At 62.5% G+C, this 20,501-nt stretch carries 17 protein-coding genes and 1 tRNA gene; 11 read left to right on the top strand and 7 right to left on the bottom strand.

All coding sequences use genetic code 11. From position 1 onward, the window contains the following. The first annotated feature begins 14 nt into the window (after positions 1-14). The 5 genes from ACZLHH_RS07505 to ACZLHH_RS07485 all read left to right on the top strand — a co-directional run bounded on the left by ACZLHH_RS07505 (position 15) and on the right by ACZLHH_RS07485 (position 5,315). Positions 15-2,321 carry a heavy metal translocating P-type ATPase gene (locus ACZLHH_RS07505; RefSeq protein ID WP_013391824.1) on the top strand — a complete coding sequence of 769 codons (2,307 nt, stop codon included), beginning with the start codon at positions 15-17 and terminating at the stop codon, positions 2,319-2,321. A gap of 141 nt (positions 2,322-2,462) precedes the next feature. Next, positions 2,463-2,849, top strand: a complete 387-nt coding sequence (gene copC, locus ACZLHH_RS07500) for a copper homeostasis periplasmic binding protein CopC (protein WP_008063308.1) — start codon at positions 2,463-2,465, stop codon at positions 2,847-2,849. A gap of 19 nt (positions 2,850-2,868) precedes the next feature. Continuing rightward, the gene (gene copD, locus ACZLHH_RS07495) at positions 2,869-3,780 is read left to right on the top strand and encodes a copper homeostasis membrane protein CopD (protein ID WP_425483444.1); all 912 of its coding nucleotides are present in this window, start codon (positions 2,869-2,871) and stop codon (positions 3,778-3,780) included. A gap of 128 nt (positions 3,781-3,908) precedes the next feature. Beyond that, on the top strand, positions 3,909-4,193 hold the full coding sequence (locus ACZLHH_RS07490) for a CopK family periplasmic copper-binding protein (RefSeq protein ID WP_003090336.1): 285 nt from the start codon (positions 3,909-3,911) through the stop codon (positions 4,191-4,193). A 231-nt stretch (positions 4,194-4,424) separates the two neighbouring features. Then, on the top strand, positions 4,425-5,315 hold the full coding sequence (locus ACZLHH_RS07485; RefSeq protein ID WP_013391826.1) for a LysR family transcriptional regulator: 891 nt from the start codon (positions 4,425-4,427) through the stop codon (positions 5,313-5,315). Between the two features lie 4 nt (positions 5,316-5,319). Here ACZLHH_RS07485 and ACZLHH_RS07480 read toward each other — a convergent pair whose 3' ends face one another. After that, positions 5,320-5,625, bottom strand: coding sequence for a helix-turn-helix domain-containing protein (locus tag ACZLHH_RS07480; protein ID WP_013391827.1), 306 nt, complete (start codon positions 5,623-5,625; stop codon positions 5,320-5,322). Positions 5,626-5,732: 107 nt separating this feature from the next. Between ACZLHH_RS07480 and ACZLHH_RS07475 the strand changes: the two genes are divergently transcribed. From ACZLHH_RS07475 to ACZLHH_RS07450, 6 genes are all read left to right on the top strand, one after another. Beyond that, positions 5,733-6,374 carry a LysR substrate-binding domain-containing protein gene (locus ACZLHH_RS07475; protein ID WP_013391828.1) on the top strand — a complete coding sequence of 214 codons (642 nt, stop codon included), beginning with the start codon at positions 5,733-5,735 and terminating at the stop codon, positions 6,372-6,374. A 286-nt stretch (positions 6,375-6,660) separates the two neighbouring features. After that, the gene (locus tag ACZLHH_RS07470; protein ID WP_006226245.1) at positions 6,661-6,972 is read left to right on the top strand and encodes a hypothetical protein; all 312 of its coding nucleotides are present in this window, start codon (positions 6,661-6,663) and stop codon (positions 6,970-6,972) included. A 161-nt stretch (positions 6,973-7,133) separates the two neighbouring features. Then, on the top strand, positions 7,134-8,102 hold the full coding sequence (locus ACZLHH_RS07465; protein ID WP_016445093.1) for an IS5 family transposase: 969 nt from the start codon (positions 7,134-7,136) through the stop codon (positions 8,100-8,102). Between the two features lie 172 nt (positions 8,103-8,274). After that, positions 8,275-9,510 (top strand): TolC family protein, encoded by a 1,236-nt coding sequence (locus ACZLHH_RS07460; protein ID WP_013391831.1) that lies wholly within the window; start codon positions 8,275-8,277, stop codon positions 9,508-9,510. Positions 9,511-9,525: 15 nt separating this feature from the next. Then, positions 9,526-11,037, top strand: a complete 1,512-nt coding sequence (locus ACZLHH_RS07455) for an efflux RND transporter periplasmic adaptor subunit (protein ID WP_016445092.1) — start codon at positions 9,526-9,528, stop codon at positions 11,035-11,037. Then, positions 11,034-14,153, top strand: a complete 3,120-nt coding sequence (locus ACZLHH_RS07450; protein ID WP_016445091.1) for an efflux RND transporter permease subunit — start codon at positions 11,034-11,036, stop codon at positions 14,151-14,153. The genes ACZLHH_RS07455 and ACZLHH_RS07450 overlap by 4 nt, the downstream gene beginning before the upstream one ends. 160 nt (positions 14,154-14,313) lie before the next feature. Here ACZLHH_RS07450 and ACZLHH_RS07445 read toward each other — a convergent pair whose 3' ends face one another. The 6 genes from ACZLHH_RS07445 to ACZLHH_RS07420 all read right to left on the bottom strand — a co-directional run bounded on the left by ACZLHH_RS07445 (position 14,314) and on the right by ACZLHH_RS07420 (position 20,117). Continuing rightward, a complete protein-coding gene (locus ACZLHH_RS07445; RefSeq protein ID WP_071537155.1) occupies positions 14,314-14,619 on the bottom strand; it encodes a LysR substrate-binding domain-containing protein in 306 nt (101 codons plus the stop codon). A 282-nt stretch (positions 14,620-14,901) separates the two neighbouring features. Further along, entirely contained in the window at positions 14,902-16,845 is a 1,944-nt protein-coding gene (locus ACZLHH_RS07440; RefSeq protein ID WP_034012210.1) for a tyrosine-type recombinase/integrase, read from the bottom strand. Between the two features lie 224 nt (positions 16,846-17,069). Beyond that, positions 17,070-17,145: transfer RNA gene (locus ACZLHH_RS07435), tRNA-Gly, on the bottom strand. A 114-nt stretch (positions 17,146-17,259) separates the two neighbouring features. Continuing rightward, positions 17,260-18,543 carry a type II toxin-antitoxin system HipA family toxin gene (locus ACZLHH_RS07430; protein ID WP_107433533.1) on the bottom strand — a complete coding sequence of 428 codons (1,284 nt, stop codon included), beginning with the start codon at positions 18,541-18,543 and terminating at the stop codon, positions 17,260-17,262. Continuing rightward, on the bottom strand, positions 18,536-18,853 hold the full coding sequence (locus ACZLHH_RS07425) for a helix-turn-helix domain-containing protein (RefSeq protein WP_180844468.1): 318 nt from the start codon (positions 18,851-18,853) through the stop codon (positions 18,536-18,538). The genes ACZLHH_RS07430 and ACZLHH_RS07425 overlap by 8 nt, the downstream gene beginning before the upstream one ends. A gap of 157 nt (positions 18,854-19,010) precedes the next feature. Further along, the gene (locus ACZLHH_RS07420) at positions 19,011-20,117 is read right to left on the bottom strand and encodes an NAD(P)/FAD-dependent oxidoreductase (RefSeq protein WP_107433532.1); all 1,107 of its coding nucleotides are present in this window, start codon (positions 20,115-20,117) and stop codon (positions 19,011-19,013) included. Between the last annotated feature and the right edge of the window lie 384 nt (positions 20,118-20,501).

Below are 20,501 nucleotides of genomic sequence, written 5' to 3'. Positions count from 1 at the left end.
ATCCGGTGTGTGGGATGGCGGTCACGGCGGCGTCGGAGCACCGCTCCACGCACTTGGGGAACACGTACCTGTTTTGCAGCACCGGATGCAAGGCCAAATTCGACGCCGATCCGGCGCGATATGCCAGCGGTGGCGCGGGCATAGGCACAGGCAGCGGCCATGCACCGCATCACCATGCCAGCACCGCGATTTCACCGGCCCCGGCGGCATCGCCAACCGCACCCGGAACAATCTACACCTGCCCGATGCACCCGGAGATCCGCCAGGATCATCCGGGAATCTGCCCCAAGTGCGGGATGACGCTGGAGCCTCTGCTGCCCGACCTCGACGACGACAACCCGGAGTTGCGTGACTTCTCGCGTCGCTTCTGGTGGACCTTGCCGTTGACGCTCGTGGTCCTGGCGCTGGCGATGCTGGGCGAGCGGCTACACCTGATGGACATGGCTACACAGAGCTGGGTCGAGTTGGTGCTGTCGTTGCCGATCGTGCTGTGGGCCGGCTGGCCCTTCTTCTCCCGCGGCTGGCTGTCCGTGGTCAACCGCAGCCCGAACATGTGGACACTGATCGGCCTGGGAACGGGTGCGGCATTCATCTACAGCGTCGTGGCAACCGTTGCGCCGGAAGTGTTTCCAGCTTCCTTCATGTCCATGGGACGGGTCGGCGTGTATTTCGAGGCCGCCGCCGTCATCATCTCGCTGACACTGCTCGGCCAGGTGCTGGAACTCAAGGCGCGCTCCCAGACTTCGGCGGCCATCAAGTCGCTGCTGGGGCTGGCGCCCAAGACCGCGCGGCGCATCAATGCGGACGGCAGCGAGGAAGACGTGCCGCTCAGCCATGTGCACGTCGGCGATCTGCTGCGCATCCGACCCGGCGAGAAGGTGCCGGTGGATGGCATCGTGCACGAGGGCAGCAGCTCGATTGACGAATCCATGCTGACCGGCGAACCGCTGCCCGTAAGCAAGCGCGCGGGCGACAAGGTCATCGGGGCCACACTCAACACCAGCGGCGCGCTGGTCATGCGTTCGGAGCGGATCGGCTCGGACACCGTTCTGTCGCAGATCGTCCAGATGGTCGCCCAGGCGCAGCGTTCCAAGGCGCCGATGCAACGCATGGCCGATGTCGTTGCCGGCTACTTCGTGATGGCCGTCGTTGCCATTGCGGTCACGACGCTCTTTGTATGGGGATTCTTCGGGCCGCAGCCCACCTGGGTCTATGGACTCATCAATGCGGTGGCCGTTCTGATCATCGCCTGCCCGTGCGCGCTGGGTCTGGCCACGCCGATGTCGATCATGGTCGCAACGGGCCGTGGCGCCACGCAGGGCGTGCTATTCCGCGATGCCGCGGCGATCGAGAATCTTCGCAAGGTCGATACCCTCGTCATCGACAAGACAGGAACCCTGACCGAAGGCCGACCTGCTTTCGATCAGGTCGTCGCAGCACCCGGCTTTACGAACGATGAGGTGCTGCGTCTTGCGGCCAGCCTGGACCAGGGCAGTGAACACCCCCTGGCCGACGCCATCGTGCAGGCCGCGCGTGCCCAGGGCCTCCAACTCGTGAAGCCTCAGAGCTTTGAATCGGGAACCGGCATCGGCGTGCGCGGAAAGGTTGAGCACCGGCAACTCGCGTTGGGCAACACAGTGCTGATGGAACAGTCTGGCGTATCGGTGGAACCGCTCGTACCCCAGGCCGAAGCTCTGCGCGGCGAAGGGGCAAGCGTCATGTACTTGGCTGTGGACGGGCAGCTCGCGGGCTTGCTCGCCGTATCCGATCCGGTCAAGGGCAGCACCCCCGAGGCCCTGGCCGCGTTGAAGGCTGCGGGCCTGCGGGTCATCATGGCCACCGGGGACGGGCAGACCACCGCCAAAGCCGTCGGTGCACGCCTAGGCATCGACGAGGTGCATGGTGAGGTCAAGCCGGCGGACAAGCTCATGTTGATCGAGCGGCTGCAGAAAGAAGGACGCATCGTCGCCATGGCCGGAGACGGCATCAACGACGCGCCGGCCTTGGCGAAGGCAGACGTGGGCATCGCCATGGGAACGGGGACCGACGTGGCGATGAACAGCGCCCAGGTCACGCTGGTCAAGGGCGACCTGCGTGGCATCGCTGTCGCTCGCACGCTCTCGGTGAGTACCGTGCGCAACATGAAGCAGAACCTCATGTTCGCCTTCCTCTACAACGCGCTGGGCATCCCCATCGCCGCCGGGGTTCTCTATCCCCTCACGGGCTGGCTGCTGTCGCCGCTGATCGCAGCATTGGCGATGAGCCTGAGTTCGGCGTCGGTCGTTGGCAACGCCTTGCGCCTGAGAGCGAGCCGACTGTGACCGGATTTTCTTTCTGAACCTACAGGAGCCTGCTATCGCCCAGCGAACCGTTTCTTTCGTTCCACGCCGTTGCGAAGGTGCAAGCCTTATCTCGGCACTTCGTTCTTAAACCACTCCTCACACATCAAGGTAGAAATCTCTATGACCCGTTCACATTTCATCGCCAAGCTCGTCGCGCCGATCGCTGCTGGTCTGTTCGCCACCGCCGCATTCGCGCATCCTTCGCTGGTGTCTTCAACGCCAGCCGACAAGTCGCAGGTTTCCGCGCCAGCCACCATCGAGCTGAAGTTCTCCGAAACGCTGGTGCCGCAGTTCTCCGCCGCGAGCCTTGTCATGACTGGCATGCCGGGAATGGCGAGCCATGGCCCGATGAAGATCAACGCCAGCGTCGCGGGTGCCGGCGACGGCAAGACCATGGTCATCACGCCAGCACAGGCGCTCCAGCCCGGCGACTATCGCGTCGAATGGCGTGCCGTCTCCTCGGACACGCATCCGATCACGGGTAACGTCACCTTCAAGGTGAAGTAAGCCCATGGCCGGGGATTGGTTGACCATCGTCCTGCGCCTGGCGCTTTATCTGGACCTGGCGGCGGCGTTTGGCGTCGCCATGTTCGGACTCTATGCTTTGGGCAACGACGAGCGATCCTCGACGATCTCGCGCCGCTATCGCGTCCTCATTGGCGCATCCGCTGCCATCGGCATTGCCCTGTCGATGTGGGGCATGACGGTCATGGCCAAGGCCATGTCCGGCGCCCAAAGCTACGCGGAGCTGTCAACGCACGTTTTCGACATGCTCATTACGGGCACGCACATGGGCATCGCCTGGTGCATTCGCATCCTCGCGCTGTTGGTGTGTGTGCTCGTCGCAATGTTGAAATTGAACGCTACCTTGCGATTTGCAGTGATGGCGCTCTCCACCGGCGTGGCGCTGGCGACCCTTGCGTGGGCAGGCCACGGCGCCATGGACGACGGCGTTCGCGGCTACATCCATCTTGCGTCGGATATCACCCACCTCTGGGCAGCGGGCGCTTGGGTGGGCGCATTGTTGGCGTTCTTGATGCTGGCATCCCACAAGCGGGATGTCGCGCAAGACCCGGTAGCGGTCCTCAGTCGGACGTCGAATGGCTTTGCTCGCATAGGTACAGCGATCGTGGCTGCACTCGTCGTGAGTGGAACTCTCAATTACCTGTTGATCGCCGGACCATCGTTTGATCCGCTCATCTCGACGCTGTATGGCCGGCTGCTGATGGTAAAGCTCCTGCTTTTCGCAGGCATGCTGGCGTTGGCTGCTGCCAATCGGTATCGGTTGAGCCCGAGCCTGGAGGCAGCTTTGAAGGCAGGCAATCGCGCACAGGCAGTCATCAAGCTTAGGCAGAGTCTGTTCACGGAGGCAACCTTGGCCGTTTTGGTTCTGGCGAGCGTTGCATGGCTTGGCATCTTGTCTCCCACTGGAACCTAATCCTTCATGGGCGGCAGATGACAGCGCATGAATTGAATGTAATGCACGGGTAAGCCCTCTGTAGACCGCCTGCTTCTACATTTAACGACGCGGCGCAAGTTGTCGTCGTTTTTACAAAGGAGTCGATCATGAAATCGCAAATTGTCATTGCCGCCCTGTTGAGCGCTCTCTCCGTGCCAGCCTTCGCCGGTCATGCAGCAGCCCAAGCAGCCAAGGAGATGGTTCCCTTGGCTGACGGGGGAACGCTGTACATCTTCAAGGACGGAAAGATGGCACAGGAAAGCCGCTTCGGGCGCGCCGTCTATCTCAATGTCGGGGCTTCGGTGTCGACGAAGGATGGGCGCAACATCGCGATCACCAGCAATGAAGTCGCTCGCCTCGGCTCGCTGCTACAAAAAGAGCACGGCGGATGACGCCGCGGGTGTGCGGTGCTTTTCAAAGCTTCTGCACAGTGTGACAGAGACGCGCGCCCCGATTGGGCGCGCGCGATTGGGACGCGTCACGAGCAACCACGAGCGCTCAAGATGCCAGTTTTTGCGATGTCAAGCGCATCAACTTCCCTGGAATGGATCCAGCCTCCACATCCACCGTGATTCGTCCACGGGACATCTTGCGCGAATGAGAACCTGCGAGGAGCCCGATTTATGGAGTTGCGTCATCTACGATGCTTTGTCGTCTTGGCAGAGGAGTTGCATTTCACGCGGGCGGCCGAGAGGCTGCATATAGAGCAACCCCCCTTGTCTCGCGCGATCAAGGAATTGGAAGATGAGCTTGGGGTCACGCTGTTTGACCGCGACCGCAGGGGTACACGGCTGACCGTGGCGGGGGCGGCATTCTTGCAGGACACCCGCCGACTCTTCACTGTCCTGGAGCAAGCGCGTGAGAATGCCAGAGCCATTGCCGCGGGCCTGAGGGGCAGCCTGCGCATTGCAATTTCCGATGGTGCGATGGACCCACGACTATCGGCGTTCCTAGCTCGTTGCCGCGCGGAAGAGCCCGAGGTCGAGATACGTCTCTCCGAGGTACCGCTGACCGAGCAGATACGGGGCCTACGGTCTGGCGACTTCACGATCGGATTTGCACACGCGGCGGATGTTGGCGAAGGCATCGTGGCTGAACCGATCTGGCGAGACCCGATTGTGATCGCCGTGCCAGCGCGGCACTCGCTTCTTGCGCACAAGCAAGTTCCGCTCAACGAACTTCAGGGTCACCCACTGGTTCTGTGCGACAAACTGGCCTGCGAAGGCTACTGCCGAGAACTAAATCGGCTGCTACAGGTTCTGGAACACAGGCTCAACGTTGTCGAAGAAGTGTCGTCGCTGGACATGATGCTAACGCTGGTCGGCGCAGGCTATGGGATTGGTTTCATGACAGCGACCAAGATTCCCATCAGCCAGAGGCCGGACGTGGTGATTCGCCCTCTGGCGCAGGACACGGCGGTAATCACAACCTATCTGCTTCGGCCAGAAAGCAGCAACTCATCGGTTTCGCTGGATCGCTTCATGGAACGTCTGCGAGGACCTCCGGATGACTAAAGCGTCAATGCCCATCTGAATCGTGCGCCGCAGCACGAAGATTGCGTTCGGCTGCGCTGACGAGTTCCGCAGCACTAAGCTTGAGTCCGGCGGCGATTCTTAAGATCAGAGCGAGAGTGGGCATGTGCTCCCCACGCTCTATTTTGCCCATGTGCGATCGCTCGATCCCTGCTTTCGCAGCCAGTTCTTCCTGAGCAATACCTTGCGTCAGGCGGGCGACACGAACGGCCGCTCCGAATGCCAACGCTGGCTCGGCGTCGAAAGTGGTAGTGCCTGGGGGACGGCCTCGTCGGACAGTTCGCTTCTCCATCCTTGGAAGCGTCGAACAGTCCCGACAATTTAACCACGTTAAGTTTAACTCAAACTAGCTATCATGAAGACTTTCCATCCTTGTCTTATCGCTTCTTGGGGCCTCTCATGCACGACGCCACCAGCCCACGCCCACAGCTCAGGCTCGCCATAGCGCCTGGTGTGGCCTCTTCGAACCTAGCTGCATTGCTTGCCCTGCAGCGCGCGGAGGAGCCCGAAGTTTTTATGGAATTTAATGAGGTTACGACGAGCGATCTCATTACAGGCCTCTACAAACGGCGCTTCGACGTCGGCCTTTCTCTGAAGCAGGTGAGCGATTCTTCGCTGAAGAGTCTTTCTCTTTGGTTTGAGGCGACAGCTCTTGCCACGCCGCTGGGATACCCACTGCTCCGGCAGCAGTCAATCAGAATAGACGAACTTAAGGAGCACTCCGTGTTTCGATGGAAGGCCGAATATTCTCCTTCGCTGGACCAGTACCTGTCCTCCATGTCATCAACGGAAAGGCCGAATGTCCAGCATGTCAGTTCTTTTGAGATGTTGTTGCTCTGGGTCGCAGCTGGATATGGCGTAGGGATTTCTTCGCGATCACGCATCGAAACCGCTAGCCAGTGCGGAATCTGCACGCGTCCAATAGCCGATGGCCCCTACGAGGTCATTACGCACCTGCAGCGACTCTCGGGACAGACGAATCTTGTAGCTGATCGATTTGAGCTTAGAGCCTTGCGAGTTGCCGAGGCGCGTAAAGCATGACAGCCACGTGCGGTGCCCGCCCTTGCCGGTGGATTTGCAGTGGATGCCGGTTCGGGCCAAGGCGCCGTCCAGACGCATCAATTCATCCTGGAAACTGACCTTGATCAATTCAACTCCCCACAACTTCCAATAGTATGTCCACATGATCGGCTTAAGGCGCCTTCTCGCAAGATGGAGCCGCTGGATTACCAGCGGCCTAGTCGTAACCTTGCTTTTCTCGCAGGTTGCGATGGCGATGTACGTCTGTCCCAAGCCAGACCCGAGGGCATCTGTGGAAACCACGCAAATGCGTGCCACGATCTCGATGCAGCAGGCTGACAAGTTGCCAATGTCGGATTGCACCGGCATGCCTGATTCCATGGACAGCGAAGCGCCACAGTTGTGCCACGCTCATTGCAGTGGCGATCGGGAGTCGGCGCTTTCATGGCAGGGGCTGGACATTCAGTTTCTCGCGGCGCACGTGATGTGGCTCGCCAACTCGCTGCCCGGGTTGGTTCTCGACCGGGTAGCCCTCAGGCGGCACGTTACCTACATTCCTCCCAATCCCCGCGCGGGCTTTCCGCCGATCTACCTCACGTTCCAAGTCCTGCGGAATTGATTTATGTGTCCGTGCTCGCCGCGCACCGATGCGGCAGACCACGTGATTTCGTGAACACCAATTCCGAGGACAACCATGTTTACTCCCTTTTTTGGCGCCCCCGAGGGATGCTCTGAACAATTCCTCGGCGACAATAGCGCAAGGTTCGACGGATGACGACGATGCAGCTGAGCTTCGGGGACGCGGAACACACGGGCAAGCGGAAGAAGACGCGACGCGAGATCTTCCTGGCGGAGATGGAGCAGGTTGTGCCGTGGAACGCATTGCTGGCGCTGATCGCACCGCACTACCCGAAGATGGGCCAGCGTGGCCGGCAGCCGTACGCGCTGGCGACGATGCTGCGCATCCACTTCCTGCAGCAGTGGTACGCGCTCAGTGACCCGGCCATGGAAGAGGCGCTGTACGACACGGCGGTGATGCGCCGCTTCGCCCGCCTCAGCGGGCTGGACAACATTCCGGACGAGACCACGATCTTCAGCTTCCGCCGGCTGCTGGAGACGCATGATCTGGCGCCGCAGCTCCTGGAGCGCGTGAACGCGCACCTGGCGCGCAAGGGCCAGAGCTTGAAGGCCGGCACGATCGTGGACGCCACGATCATCGCGGCGCCGAGTTCGACCAAGAACAGGGACGGCAAGCGCGATCCGGAGATGCACCAGACGAAGAAGGGCAACCAGTGGCACTTCGGGATGAAGGCGCACATTGGCGTGGACGAGGAGTCGGGCCTGGTGCACCACGTGGAGTGCACGGCGGCGAACGTCAACGACGTGACGCAGGTGCACAAGCTGCTGCACGGCAAGGAAGACACAATCTGCGGCGACAGCGGCTACACGGGCGCGGACAAGCGCGAGGAGCTGCAAGGCGTGGAGGCTGCGTTCTGGATCGCGGAGAAGCCGTCGAAGCTTCGTGCGATGAAGAACAAGCGTGATCGCAAATACGCCGAACGCTGGGAGCACTTCAAGGCCAGCCTGCGGGCGAAGGTGGAGCATCCGTTCCGAGTGGTGAAGCGGCAGTTCGGTTACACCAAGGTGCGCTATCGCGGGTTGGCGAAGAACACGGCGCAGGTGTTGACGCTGTTCGCGCTGTCGAATCTGTGGATGGCGCGGCGACGTCTGTTGCTGCCGACGGGGTAAATCCGTCTGTTGGACGGGGAAAGCCGTCGAAAAGCGTCAGAAACGGCGCAAAATCCATCATATCGAGGTCGACTTGGCGCCTTGACGCTGAAATCCAAGCATCAGAGCGCTTTGATCAGACCTTCCCGAGGGGCGCCCGTCAGCGTACGGCCGAGGCACAACGCCGGCCTCGATGCGATTGCATCGTCTGAAAGCTATCAGCATCGCGTTGGCAGGCAGTGCGCTTGTTTCGCCTGTGGCCTACGCCCTCGATTTTGCTGAGGCACGCCTTATCGCGGAGCAGCAGAGCCCGCGCATAAGCGCGCAGCAGTTGCAGGTCAACGTCGCCGAATCCGTGCAGAAGGCAGCAGGCTCGCTGCCCGACCCCAAGCTCTCGCTCGGCATCGAAAACTATCCCATCAGCGGCATGGATCGCTGGAGCATGACGCGCGAATCCATGACGATGCAGCGCCTGGCGCTCATGCAGGAAGTGCCCAACAGGGCCAAGCGCGACGCCCAGGTCGCCAGTGCGCAGGCGCGTGTGGATCGAGAGCGCGCGGCGCTGGTTTTGCAGCGATTGCAGATCCGCCAGGAACTCAGCCTGGCGTGGATCGCCGCGCAGGCGGTGGAGCAACGGGAGATACTGCTGACGGAACTGCTCGCGGAGAACCAGCGCCTGCAAGACAGTCTCCCCGCTCGCGTCGCCGGCGGCACGGCCCAGACTGGCGACCTGTTGGTCGCGCAACAGGAGGCGCTGACACTCACGGACCGCCGTGACGATCTACAGCGGGACCGGGCCAAGGCCAGGGCCGCATTGCGGCGCTGGGTGGGCTCCAGGGCCGACGAAGCACTGCAAGGCGATCCAGGCCCGCTCACTCACCCCGTCGCGCAACTGCGCACAGAACTGGCGAATCACGCGGAGCTTGAACTCTATCCGGCGATGCAAAGCATGGCCCGGGCCGAGTCCCGCGAAGCCCAATCAGAGACCCGCGGCGATTGGGCCTGGGAGATTGCCTATAGCCGGCGGGATCGCCGATGGGGCGACATGGTGTCATTCCAGGTGACATTCGATCTGCCATGGCAGAAGGATCGACGCCAAGTGCCCATGATCGAGGCAAAACGGCACGAGTTGGAGCGTCTGGACGCCGAACGCGAAGACGTGGCGCGGCGTCATTTGCAGGAGCTGGACGACAGCGCCGCCGAACTCCAAGCGTTGAACAGCCAGATCGACCGCCTGCAGACCGCAGGCTTGCAGCTGGTACGGAACCGAGCGGCGCTTGCGTTGAGCAACTACCGATCCGCCAAGGGGGACCTGAGCGCTGTGCTCAGTGCACGCGCCCAGGTACTGGAGACGCGCATGCGTCTGATCGACCTCGGAGCGCAGCGCGACAGCCTCGTCGCCCGACTGAACAGCCTGATCGCGGACTGAGTGGAGACCCTCGCCATGAACACCTCTTCGAGAAACATCCTTGCCGGCTTGACGCTGATTGCTGCCGGTATTGCCGTTGGATGGAGCGTCGCCCAATGGCGCGCCGGCCACCTCAGCGGCTCCCCCGCTGCCACCATTGCAAGTGCTCCGACCGAGCGCAAGGTGCTGTATTGGTACGACCCGATGGTGCCGGCCCAGAAGTTCGACAAGCCCGGCAAATCGCCCTACATGGACATGGCGTTGATGCCGAAGTACGCAGATGAAGACACTCAGGACAGCACGGGCCTGAGCGTGTCGGCGCAAGCGGTGCAAGCCCTGGGCCTGCGTACAACCGAAGTCGTGCAAGGCAAGATCGGCGCAGATGTGAACGTCGTGGGCACCGTGCTGCTCAACGACCGCGACGTCAGCATCGTGCAGGCGCGGACCGCTGGCTTCGTCGAGCGTGTCTACGCACGGGCTGCGGGCGACGTGATCGCAGCAGGGGCACCGCTGCCTGACCTATTGCTGCCGGAGTGGATCGCCGCACAGCGCGAGTTTCTCTCGGTTCGCGCGATGGGCGACGCACCGTTGACCGCAGCTGCCCGCCAACGGCTGCTGCTGCTCGGCATGCCGCAAGCCCTGATCGCCCAGGTGGAGCGCACAGGCGAGCCCAAGGGGCTGTACACGGTCACAACACCTCAAGGCGGCTTGGTGGCCGAACTGATGGTGCGTCAGGGCATGACGGTTTCCGCCGGGGAAAGCCTGGCCCGGGTGAATGGCTTGGCCACGGTGTGGATCGAAGCGGCTGTCCCCGAAGCACAAAGCGGGCCATTGCAGGTCGGCCAAACGGCGCAGGTCCGGCTGGCGGCGTTTCCCGGTGAAGTGCTCCAGGCGCGCATCGTGAGCATCCTGCCCGAAGCCAACCGCGACACCCGTACGGTGCGAGTGCGGCTTGAAATGGCCAATCCCGGCCAGCGCCTGAAGGCCGGCATGTGCGGCCAGATCGCGCTCAAAGGCAACGAACAGCCCGCGCTGCTTGTTCCCAGCGAGGCGGTCATCCGCACCGGCAAGCGCGCACTGGCCTATGTGGTCGATGGACCCGGCAAGTTCCATCCCGTGGAGGTCCAGGTGGGCGCGGAGGTAGGCGATCAACTGGTGGTCAACGGCGGGCTCGCGGCGGGACAGCAGGTGGTGGCCTCGGCGCAGTTCCTGATCGATTCGGAAGCCAGCCTGCGGGGCGTGCTGCCTGCAGGTGCCGCGGCGTCCGCGCCTGCATCGCCGCACAACGGGCACGGCACCTCGTCGCCACCGGCCGCGGCCACCAACGCTTTCGTGGTGCGCGGCGTGATCGAGGAGATGTCGCCCACCGAGCTGACGCTGGCGCACGAGGCCGTGCCAGCCCTCCAATGGCCGGCCATGACCATGGGCTTCAAGCTGAGCAGCCCGCAGCTCGCCGCGGGTCTTTCGGTTCGGCAGCAGGTGCGATTCACCTTCTCCAAGCAAGGTGAGGACTACGTGATCACCGCCATCGAAAAGGTGCAGCCATGATCGCCAAACTGATTCGATGGTCGGTGGCCAATCGCTTCCTGGTGCTGCTGGCCACCGCCATGCTCACGGCATGGGGCGTGTGGGGCGTTCGCAGCACGCCCGTGGATGCGCTGCCGGACTTGTCAGACGTGCAGGTCATCATTCGCACCAACTACCCAGGACAGGCGCCGCAGATCGTCGAGAACCAGGTCACCTACCCGTTGGCCACCACCATGCTGTCGGTGCCAGGGGCCAAGACCGTGCGCGGCTTCTCGTTCTTTGGCGACTCGTTCGTCTATGTCTTGTTCGAGGACGGAACCGACCTGTACTGGGCCCGCTCACGGGTACTGGAATACCTGAACCAGGTCCAGGGCCGATTGCCCGCCACGGCGAAGCCGGCCCTGGGTCCGGACGCCACAGGCGTCGGCTGGATCTTCCAGTACGCGCTCGTGGATCGCACGGGCAAGAACGATCTGGCGCAACTGCGTGCGTTGCAGGACTGGTTCCTGAAGTTCGAACTCAAGAGCCTGCCCAACGTGGCCGAAGTGGCATCGGTGGGGGGCATGGTCAAGCAGTACCAGGTCGTGCTCGACCCGATCAAGTTGGCGTCCTATGGCCTCAGTCAGGCTCAAGTCCGCGATGCCCTGATGGGGGCCAACCAGGAGACCGGCGGCTCCGTCCTGGAATTGTCAGGCGCGGAGTACATGGTCCGCGCGAGCGGATACCTCAAGACCCTGGACGAGTTCCGGGAGATCCCCTTGACGGCACGCGGCGGTGTGCCGGTGCGGCTGGGGGATGTGGCGACGCTCCAGATAGGCCCGGAGATGCGGCGTGGCATTGCCGAACTCGACGGAGAAGGCGAGGTCGCCGGCGGCGTGGTGGTGCTGCGCTCCGGCAAGAATGCCCAGGAGACGATCGCTGCCGTCAAGGCCAAGCTCGCGGAGCTGCAGGGCAGCCTGCCGCCGGGCGTCGAGATCGTCACCAGCTACGACCGCAGCGCGCTGATCGAGCGGGCCATTCGCAATCTCACGACCAAGCTGGGCGAAGAGTTTCTGGTGGTGGCGCTGGTCTGCGCACTGTTCCTTTGGCATCTTCGTTCTGCGCTGGTGGCCATCATCTCGCTACCTCTGGGCGTGATGACGGCGTTCCTGGTCATGCGCTACCAGGGCATCAACGCCAACATCATGTCGCTGGGGGGGATTGCCATCGCCGTGGGGGCGATGGTGGATGCAGCGGTGGTGATGATCGAGAACGCCCACAAGAAGCTGGAGGCTTGGCAGCACGCGCACCCGGATCAACGACTGCAGGGCAAGGAACGGTGGGACGTGATCACACAGGCCGCAGAGGAAGTCGGTCCTGCGCTCTTCTTCTCGCTGCTCATCATCACGCTCTCGTTCATCCCGGTCTTCACCCTAGAAGCGCAGGAAGGCCGGCTGTTCGGCCCGCTGGCGTTCACCAAGACCTACGCGATGGCCGCGGCCGCAGGGCTGTCAGTGACGCTGATTCCCGTACTCATGGGCTACTGGATTCGCGGGCGTATCCCGGATGAGCAGAAGAACCCCATCACCCGCATCCTGATTGCAGCCTACCGGCCAGCACTGGAGTGGGTACTGCGCCGGCCTAAGGCGACGCTGCTGATCGCCGTGCTGGCCTTGGCGACCACGGCCTGGCCCTTGGCGCGGCTCGGCGGTGAGTTTCTGCCGAGGTTGGACGAAGGGGACCTGCTCTACATGCCCTCGGCCCTGCCGGGACTCTCGGCGCAGCGCGCCACGGAGTTGCTGCAGCTGAGCAACCGCATGATCAAGACCGTACCTGAAGTGGACAAGGTGTTCGGCAAGGCAGGACGGGCCGAAACTGCGACCGATCCGGCGCCCCTTGAGATGTTCGAGACCACGGTGAAGCTCAAGCCCAGGGAACAATGGCGTCCAGGCATGACGCCCGAGAAGCTCGTGGAAGAGCTGGATCGTGCCGTGAAGATCCCGGGCCTGTCCAATATCTGGATTCCCCCTATCCGCAATCGCATCGACATGCTGGCTACCGGCATCAAGAGCCCGATCGGGGTGAAGGTGACCGGCAACGACCTGGGCGTGATCGATCGCATCGCTGCAGAGGTCGAGCAGGTCGCCAAGGGCATTCCCGGCGTGACGTCATCCCTCGCGGAGCGCTTGACGGGCGGGCGCTACGTGGATGTTCAGATCGACCGCGTAGCCGCCGGTCGCTACGGCCTGAACATCGCCGATGTCCAGGCCGTCATCGCCGGCGCGGTGGGTGGCGAAAACGTCTCGGAAACGGTCGAGGGGCTTGCCCGCTTTCCGATCAATCTGCGCTACGCGCGAGAATGGCGTGATTCACCACAACGGCTGGCAGAACTACCCATCTTCACGCCGATGGGTCAGCAGATCACGTTGGGGACCGTGGCACGCATCGCGATCACCGATGGGCCGCCCATGCTCAAGAGCGAGAACGCACGGCCCTCCGGTTGGGTCTATGTCGATGTGCGCGGCCGTGATCTAGCCTCGGTGGCCAACGAACTGCGCGATGCCATCGGGCAGCAGGTCAAGCTGGAGCCGGGTGTGAGCATCACCTACTCCGGGCAGTTCGAATACATGGAGCGGGCCAATGCACGCCTGAAGGTTGTGGTGCCTGCCACCCTGTTGATCATCTTCGTTCTGTTGTACCTGACCTTCGCGCGTGTGGACGAAGCGGGCTTGATCATGGCGACCTTGCCCTTCGCGCTCACGGGGGGCATCTGGTTCCTGTACCTGCTGAACTACAACCTGTCCATCGCCACCGGCGTGGGATTCATCGCGCTGGCAGGTGTGGCGGCGGAGTTCGGCGTGGTGATGCTCATCTATCTGAAGCAGGCCTTGGCGGAACGTTGCCCCGATGGACGCGACCCGACGCGAGAAGAACTGCTCGATGCGATCCGGGAGGGTGCCGTGCTGCGCGTGCGGCCCAAGGCGATGACCGTCGCCGTCATCCTGGCGGGCCTGGTACCCATTGTCTGGAGCAGCGGTACGGGCTCGGAGGTCATGAGCCGCATCGCAGCCCCGATGCTTGGAGGGATGGTGACCGCTCCGTTGCTGTCGCTCTTCGTGATTCCGGCTGCCTACATGCTGATGCGTAAGCCGCGCTAACGTTGCAACGCGGCAGGGTCTCATAACCAAGGCCCTGCCGTTTCCGGTGCGGCCTATCGGCACCCGAGCGAATAACCATTCGACACATGCGCTTTAGCCGGCGTAAGAACTGGCCGAAGGCGCGGAGGCACGACTAACCGCTTGGCAGTGACGAGCCATATCAGGGAACAAAACCTGACCCCGGCCGTTCAGACAGAATCGTCAGCATTTCTATGACAGCCCGAACCTTGGGCTGCAGGTAACGCGATTGCGGCCACACTGCATGGATAGGCATCTCACCACCTGCCCAGTCCGGCAGCAAGGGGATCAAGCGCCCCTGCCGTATATCTTCGGCCACCAGCCATGTCGGCATCTGCATGATGCCGCAGCCGGCCAGACCCGCCGCCAACATTGCTTCACCATCACTGAATTCATGGCGCGGATAGATTTCCTGCCGACGTACGCGCTGGTCCGATACGCGGAGCAACCAAGTGGGTCTCTGCCGTCCCCGAGGACCAGTGATGCAGTCCCGATGCCTTACCCCATTACTTCTCGGTAATTACTGCGGCGCGCTCACTAATACGACCACTACATTCTGGGACGACGTAGGGGCTGACTCAGTCCGGTTGTAGGCGCTCAGAAGGCTATGGCCTTCAGGATGGCCGCACGCCTCATCGCGCCGCGCCGTATGCGCTGCGGACTGCAAAGGCCCGCATCCTGTAGCTCACTTCCGACGGCCAAAGCATCCATCTTTGGCCGTCGGCCAGCGTCAGGCACTTTCGAGCATTGCCGCATCATTTAGCAACCGTTGAATGCGCTGGCGAATCTCCTCTGGAATACCTTGCGCAGACGAATCAGGTCCGGGCCTGTTTGGCTGCTGCTGGGTGCCCGCGATGACCCGCACGACCATGCCCAAATTTCCGGGTGTCACGATGTCGATGGCCGCGCGATCACCCAGATCCGGGTGTACGCGGGTCAGCATCCGGTACAAGTCCCACGAATCCGCGTGCGGACACTGGTTCATGAGCACCTGGGCCAGTTTGTGCTTGAGCGGCACCAGTTGCCAGTCGGGCACACGTTGCCCGCGATTGCCCAAGCTGATGGACAGCAGTTTGCCCGCCTTCAGCTCGCGGTTTATCTGGTCCTTGGACTTTCCGGCCAGCTTACCGAACAGCGGAACCGGCAAACTGCTCGGCGATTCGTAGATGGCGAGCATTTCCTCGCGCTCGCGCTGGATGGCGGATACTTCCGGCGCCGGCGCCGGCGCACGCGTCGGGGGCGGTGGCACCTGCGACAGCCGCTGGAAGGTGATTCCCGCGTCGTTTGGCGTCACGACAATGGGGGTGACCACCACGGGCGGAGCCGAAGCCGCAGAAGTGCCTGCAACGATGGCGTCGGGGTTGTCCTCCCCTGCGATGGCTGGCACGCCCTCGATATGGATGGTGAGGTGGGCGCTGGCCGCTTCGACCTGGCCCTGTTCGAGTAAGTCGAGGCGATCCGCCCAGTCCTGCATCATCCGACGGCGCGGCTCAACATACTTGGCGTGGTTGTAGGCCGAACTCACCTTGTTCGGGTCCGAGTGCGAAAGCTGCGCGTCCACCCAAATCTTGGGATAGCCGATCTCGTTGAGCGCCGTCGAGATGGTTCCGCGGATGCCGTGCCCGGTCAGTTGATCCTCGTAGCCCATTCGTTTCAAGGCCGCGTTGAGGGTGTTCTCGCTGATGCGCTTCTTGAGTTCGCTGCGGTGCGTGAGCAGATGGACCTGGGCCGGCTTCATCACACCCAACAGGTAGCGCACGATCTCGATGGCCTGCACGGACAACGGCACGATGTAGGGCGGAACGTCCTGCGGGCGCTTGCCGGCCTTGCGCATCTCGTCCTGGAGTTGTTTGACAATCTGCGGCGGGATGATCCACAGGCCACGGTCGAGATCGAACTGGTCCGGGGTCGCCAGCCGCAGCTCGCCGGTACGCACGCCGGTCAGGAACAGCAGCCGGATGCCGAGTTGGGTCTGCCAACCACGAGGGTTGTAGAGCCTGAGCTTGTGCAGGAACTCGGGAAGCTCCCGAAGATGCAGGTAGGGGTTGTGGTTCACCGGGGGCTTGGGCTCGGCCACCACGTCCAGGTCGGAGGCCGGATTGGCTTCCAGCCCCTCCACGATGACGAGGGCATAGCGGAACAACTGCCCCAGCCAGGTGCGGACCTTCTCGGCAGTGGTGAACGCCTTGCGCTCCTCGATCCTCGCCAGGACGCCCAGGAGTTGGGGCCGGCGAATGTCGTAGATCGACATCTGCTTGAGGCTGGGCAGCACGTCCTTGTTGAAGATCCGCAGGATCTGCGACAGCGTGCTGTTCCTGCCCTCCTTGATTTCCTTGCGGCGATGCTCGACCCACGCATCGAAGACGGCCTTGAAGGTGTAGTCGGCCGCAAGCTTGACCGCGTGTCGCTTCTGTTTGCGATCGGTATGGGGGTTGATGCCCTTTGCCAGAAGCGCCCGGGCTTCGTCGCGCAAGGTGCGCGCTTCGCGCAAACCGATCTCGGGGTAGTTCCCCAGGGAGATGCGCTTTTGCTTGCCGAGCCAGTAATAGCGCAAATGCCACGACTTGCCGCCGGTGGGGGCGACCACCAGGCCGAGGCCATCGGTGTCGGGGATGCTGTACGTTTTCTCGGCGGCCTTGGCTTGCCGCACGGTCAGATCAGAGAGTGTCATCATCAAGCTCCTAAGTCTTGGACTTAGGCCCGATGCTGCTTGTCATCCCGATCCAACCCCAGCAACAACCCGGAACCGGCACCACCCGCATTCTTTGGCCTTGTTTTTGGCCTCAAAAACGCTGGCTGTCAGTGGATTTCCGTGGCTTTCGCTGGAATGAAAAAAGGAGCCGAAGCTCCTCTTTTCAACGACTTACAGACGTCAGTGGAAGTCCGTAGATCATAACTTGGAGCGGGAAACGAGACTCGAACTCGCGACCTCAACCTTGGCAAGGTTGCGCTCTACCAACTGAGCTATTCCCGCAGATTCCGTTCGACCTGCGTCGAAGGAGCGCTATTGTGTCGATATTGCTGCACGGCGTCAACAGGAATTTTCAGGTGAAGTGAAGGGGGGCGTTCAGGCCCCTGCGCCCGGGCCTCAGGTCCGCAGGCCAGGCCGGACTTGCCGCAGCAGAGCCACGTTCTCGTTGATACGCCCTTGGATCATGCTCAAGGTGTCTTGAGCAATAACGCTTGAATACATGCCGTTGGCGATTTCGGTGAATTGGCTGGCCACCTCGCAGATGCTGTCAATCGCCAGACTGGCGTCACCCTGCTGCACTTCTGCTTCCTCGGCAAGCCGAAGCATGTCAGCACGGGAAATCGCCAGTGCCTCCCCCATGACGTCCATCTGGTGATATCCGTTGGGTCCCTCGCAGAAGGTCACGTCGTAGGCCGGGGCCAGGCGCCATTGCCCATCCGGCGACATGATGTAGGCAAAATTCTTCGGATGATCGTCCCGGTTGTTGAAGGCGACGTTGAAGACCGCACGCTCGAAGGCCACGGCCATTTGCCGCACGTCATTGGTACACAGCTGGGTCGCGCGCAGGAAGTTGACATAGTCCAAGGACCCCGCCGTCTGGTAGTTGGCGCCCGTGAATGCGGCAAGACTCTGCATGGGTACACGCAACCCATCGTGGCGATCAAAGCGCTTGCTGGCGAACGCGGCCAGCCCATTGGGCAGGCTGAAGTACTGCGTGTCCGGGGTCTCGATGCCGCACCTGCGCAAGCACTCGGCGTAGACCATTTCGATGGCGCACGCCTCGGCATGCTCTTCTCTGGCCGGGAACTTGACCAGCCAGGCTTCGAACCCTGGCTCGGCGGCCGTGGTGAACCCACCGAACTGCGGATCGCGATAGACAAGTGCCTTGGGCCTTGCACCTTGGGGTGAGCCGCCCACCAGCAGCAAGGTCTGCAGAAATTCGCCACCTTCTCCCCGGAGCACCTCCTGCACTTCAGCGGCAAGCTGCTCCAGCGGGATGTGGACCTGCGGCGCCTCACCCTCGGGCGCCACAGGTTCAAACGTCATGGCCCCCATCGCGTTGCCACCGATGCAGGCCAAACGCTGGAGCGGGCCGATGCGTGCTGTACTGATCCTTCGGCGTCTGAACATGCGGTCCATCAGCAGCATGCCCCAGCCGTCTGGCAAGGCGTCATACACGGGCCCGGGCAGTTGCAGTTGATGGTCCGGAAAATCCCGCCGCAACGGAGGGCCGGCCAGCGGCAGCTTGTACGAAGACAGCTCCAGCCCCCTTTGCCTGGCCTCGTTGCTGTACTCGAAGGCGATCAGCGGGCGGCCGGTCAGGGCGGTGGTGGAGACCAGCGTTCCCCAGAGCCATCGCTCTCCCCACCCCTCGTAGAAGACATTCACTTGCTCAGGCATTGCGGGGCTTCCTCTTCGTCCGCAGGCGATTCGCGGCCTCTTCGTAGCGCCGAATGTCTTCGATGCTGTCCAGCTTTGGCTGGAACAGGGCTTCGAGTTCGTTGATCCGACCAAGGACCATCGCCACGCGGACCACCGCCTCGAAGCCAACATTGCGCCCGGCCTCCAGATTGGACACGGTGTTGGTCCCAATGCCGGCACGCCCGGCCAGATCCGACTGTGTCATGCCCAACGCCATGCGCTCTGTGCGCAAGCGCTCGCAGAGTCGCTTGACGACCTCGCCGGGCTTGCTGAAGCCCAAATCCAACATAGCGCTCACCACCCTCTTCCCATGCCAGTTGGCACCCAAATTATAGAATCGACACCACTCCTGTTCAATGAATTTAATTCCCTAATTTTGTTGCTTATATGTGTATTTACGTAAATAAATACAGAATCATGGAATTAGATGGCCATCGAATTGCGCATCACGTGCGTAGGCCACGGCGGTGGAAGTAGACCTGCTCAGCGATGCGCCGCGTGGCCGCCGTATGCAGCAGTGCGTTGAGCGGCCAGTCGGCCTGCAGATGATCCATCGCCCAGCGCAGCAGGCGCTTGCCATGGAATGCCGGCGCCACCTGCCGCGCCACCCGTTCCGCTTCCCGCCCTTGCCCACGCAGATGGCGGGCAATCGCCTCGCCGACTGCCCAGCCATGCCGCCACGAGGAATGGATGCCTCCGGCGGACAGTGGTGAGACGATGCCCGCCGCGTCGCCGGTCAGGATCACGCGTTGGCCGGTGAACGGCCCATCCGGCCGGCCGCAGGGCACCAGCCCTGCGCGGGTGGCCGAGGGACGCGCCGAAGGCGGAATGCCGACCACATCGCGCACGTGCTCAAGAAAGCCATCGATATCAGGCGGCCGCACCTGGTTCGGGTCATGGCGCAGCGCCAAGCCGACCTGCAGCCCGGTCGGGTTCTGTGCGACCCACCCGATGTAACCCGGTGCAAAGCGCTTGCTGACGAAGCAATGGAGTGCGTCGCCCTGCGGCAACTGGAGGCCGGCGAACTCACGTTCCACGCCGTAGAGGTTGTCAGGCACCTTGCCGAGCCCGGTGCGCTGGGCAACGCGTGAGCGTGCACCATCGGCACCGACCAGGTAGGCGCACCGCCCTGCCCCTTCCACCTGCCAGCCGTCACCACTGCGATGGGCGCCGGTGAAGGACTGCTGCAGGCGAAGGTCGACACCATTCGCGCGCAGCTCGCTGGCCAGCCAGCGCATCAGGTTCGGCGTATCGGTGGTGAGGAAGTAATAGCCCGGCGCGGCCAACAACACGCTGCGCAGGTTCGGCGCATACAGCCGCACATTGGCAACGCGTTGCACCAGGCATTCGGGCATGCGCCCCAGCCAGGTCTGCTCCATCGCTTCCTTCACCACGATGCCGGTGGTGTGCAGGCGTTCGCCGGGGTCGGCCTTGCGTTCAAGCACGCAGACGCGCAGGCCGTACTGCGCTGCAGCCAACGCGCAGGCCGCACCGGCGAAGCTTGCGCCAACGATGACCAGATCGTGGTCGTAGGCAGAGGATTGATGAGGCATCGCGGCGTCACCCTTGGAACGAAGGATGCAGCATCCAGCATTCATGTGGTGGGGCGATGGAGCGACGGTGAAGTGACAATGAAGCGCGTTGGGCGCAAACGAAAAACGCCCCCTTGAGGGAGCGTTTTTCTTGAATCTGGAGCAGGAAACGAGACTCGAACTCGCGACCTCAACCTTGCAAGGTTGCGCTCTACCAACTGGTCTATTCCCTCCGGCATCGACCGATCTGCGTCGGAGGACTGGCACTGTTCCAAAGGCTGGCAGGCCCCTCCTCGTCGCCCGGAAATGTCCTGGTCACATTAGATTCGAACATGGGCATTTGCTGCGTCTTTTCGGACTATTTGTATGGCCCCTTTCCGCCCAGCATAGCAACGTACGACAAGC

The organism is Stenotrophomonas sp. 28608_Sma (assembly GCF_056486185.1).
The sequence above is the reverse complement of the archived record's forward strand: the minus strand, read 5'-3'. Positions and strand labels throughout refer to the sequence as shown.

Excerpts from the sequence above, each read along its gene's own strand:
- ACZLHH_RS07475 (WP_013391828.1), top strand. The coding sequence starts at position 5,733 with ATGCACGACGCCACCAGCCCACGCCCACAGCTCAGGCTCGCCATAGCG.
- ACZLHH_RS07470 (WP_006226245.1), top strand. The coding sequence starts at position 6,661 with ATGCGTGCCACGATCTCGATGCAGCAGGCTGACAAGTTGCCAATGTCG.
- ACZLHH_RS07465 (WP_016445093.1), top strand. The coding sequence starts at position 7,134 with ATGCAGCTGAGCTTCGGGGACGCGGAACACACGGGCAAGCGGAAGAAG.
- ACZLHH_RS07425 (WP_180844468.1), bottom strand. The coding sequence starts at position 18,853 with ATGTTGGATTTGGGCTTCAGCAAGCCCGGCGAGGTCGTCAAGCGACTC.
- copC (WP_008063308.1), top strand. The coding sequence starts at position 2,463 with ATGACCCGTTCACATTTCATCGCCAAGCTCGTCGCGCCGATCGCTGCT.
- ACZLHH_RS07440 (WP_034012210.1), bottom strand. The coding sequence starts at position 16,845 with ATGATGACACTCTCTGATCTGACCGTGCGGCAAGCCAAGGCCGCCGAG.
- ACZLHH_RS07450 (WP_016445091.1), top strand. The coding sequence starts at position 11,034 with ATGATCGCCAAACTGATTCGATGGTCGGTGGCCAATCGCTTCCTGGTG.
- ACZLHH_RS07460 (WP_013391831.1), top strand. The coding sequence starts at position 8,275 with ATGCGATTGCATCGTCTGAAAGCTATCAGCATCGCGTTGGCAGGCAGT.
- ACZLHH_RS07505 (WP_013391824.1), top strand. The coding sequence starts at position 15 with ATGGCGGTCACGGCGGCGTCGGAGCACCGCTCCACGCACTTGGGGAAC.
- ACZLHH_RS07430 (WP_107433533.1), bottom strand. The coding sequence starts at position 18,543 with ATGCCTGAGCAAGTGAATGTCTTCTACGAGGGGTGGGGAGAGCGATGG.
- ACZLHH_RS07480 (WP_013391827.1), bottom strand. The coding sequence starts at position 5,625 with ATGGAGAAGCGAACTGTCCGACGAGGCCGTCCCCCAGGCACTACCACT.
- ACZLHH_RS07455 (WP_016445092.1), top strand. The coding sequence starts at position 9,526 with ATGAACACCTCTTCGAGAAACATCCTTGCCGGCTTGACGCTGATTGCT.
- ACZLHH_RS07490 (WP_003090336.1), top strand. The coding sequence starts at position 3,909 with ATGAAATCGCAAATTGTCATTGCCGCCCTGTTGAGCGCTCTCTCCGTG.
- ACZLHH_RS07420 (WP_107433532.1), bottom strand. The coding sequence starts at position 20,117 with ATGCCTCATCAATCCTCTGCCTACGACCACGATCTGGTCATCGTTGGC.
- ACZLHH_RS07485 (WP_013391826.1), top strand. The coding sequence starts at position 4,425 with ATGGAGTTGCGTCATCTACGATGCTTTGTCGTCTTGGCAGAGGAGTTG.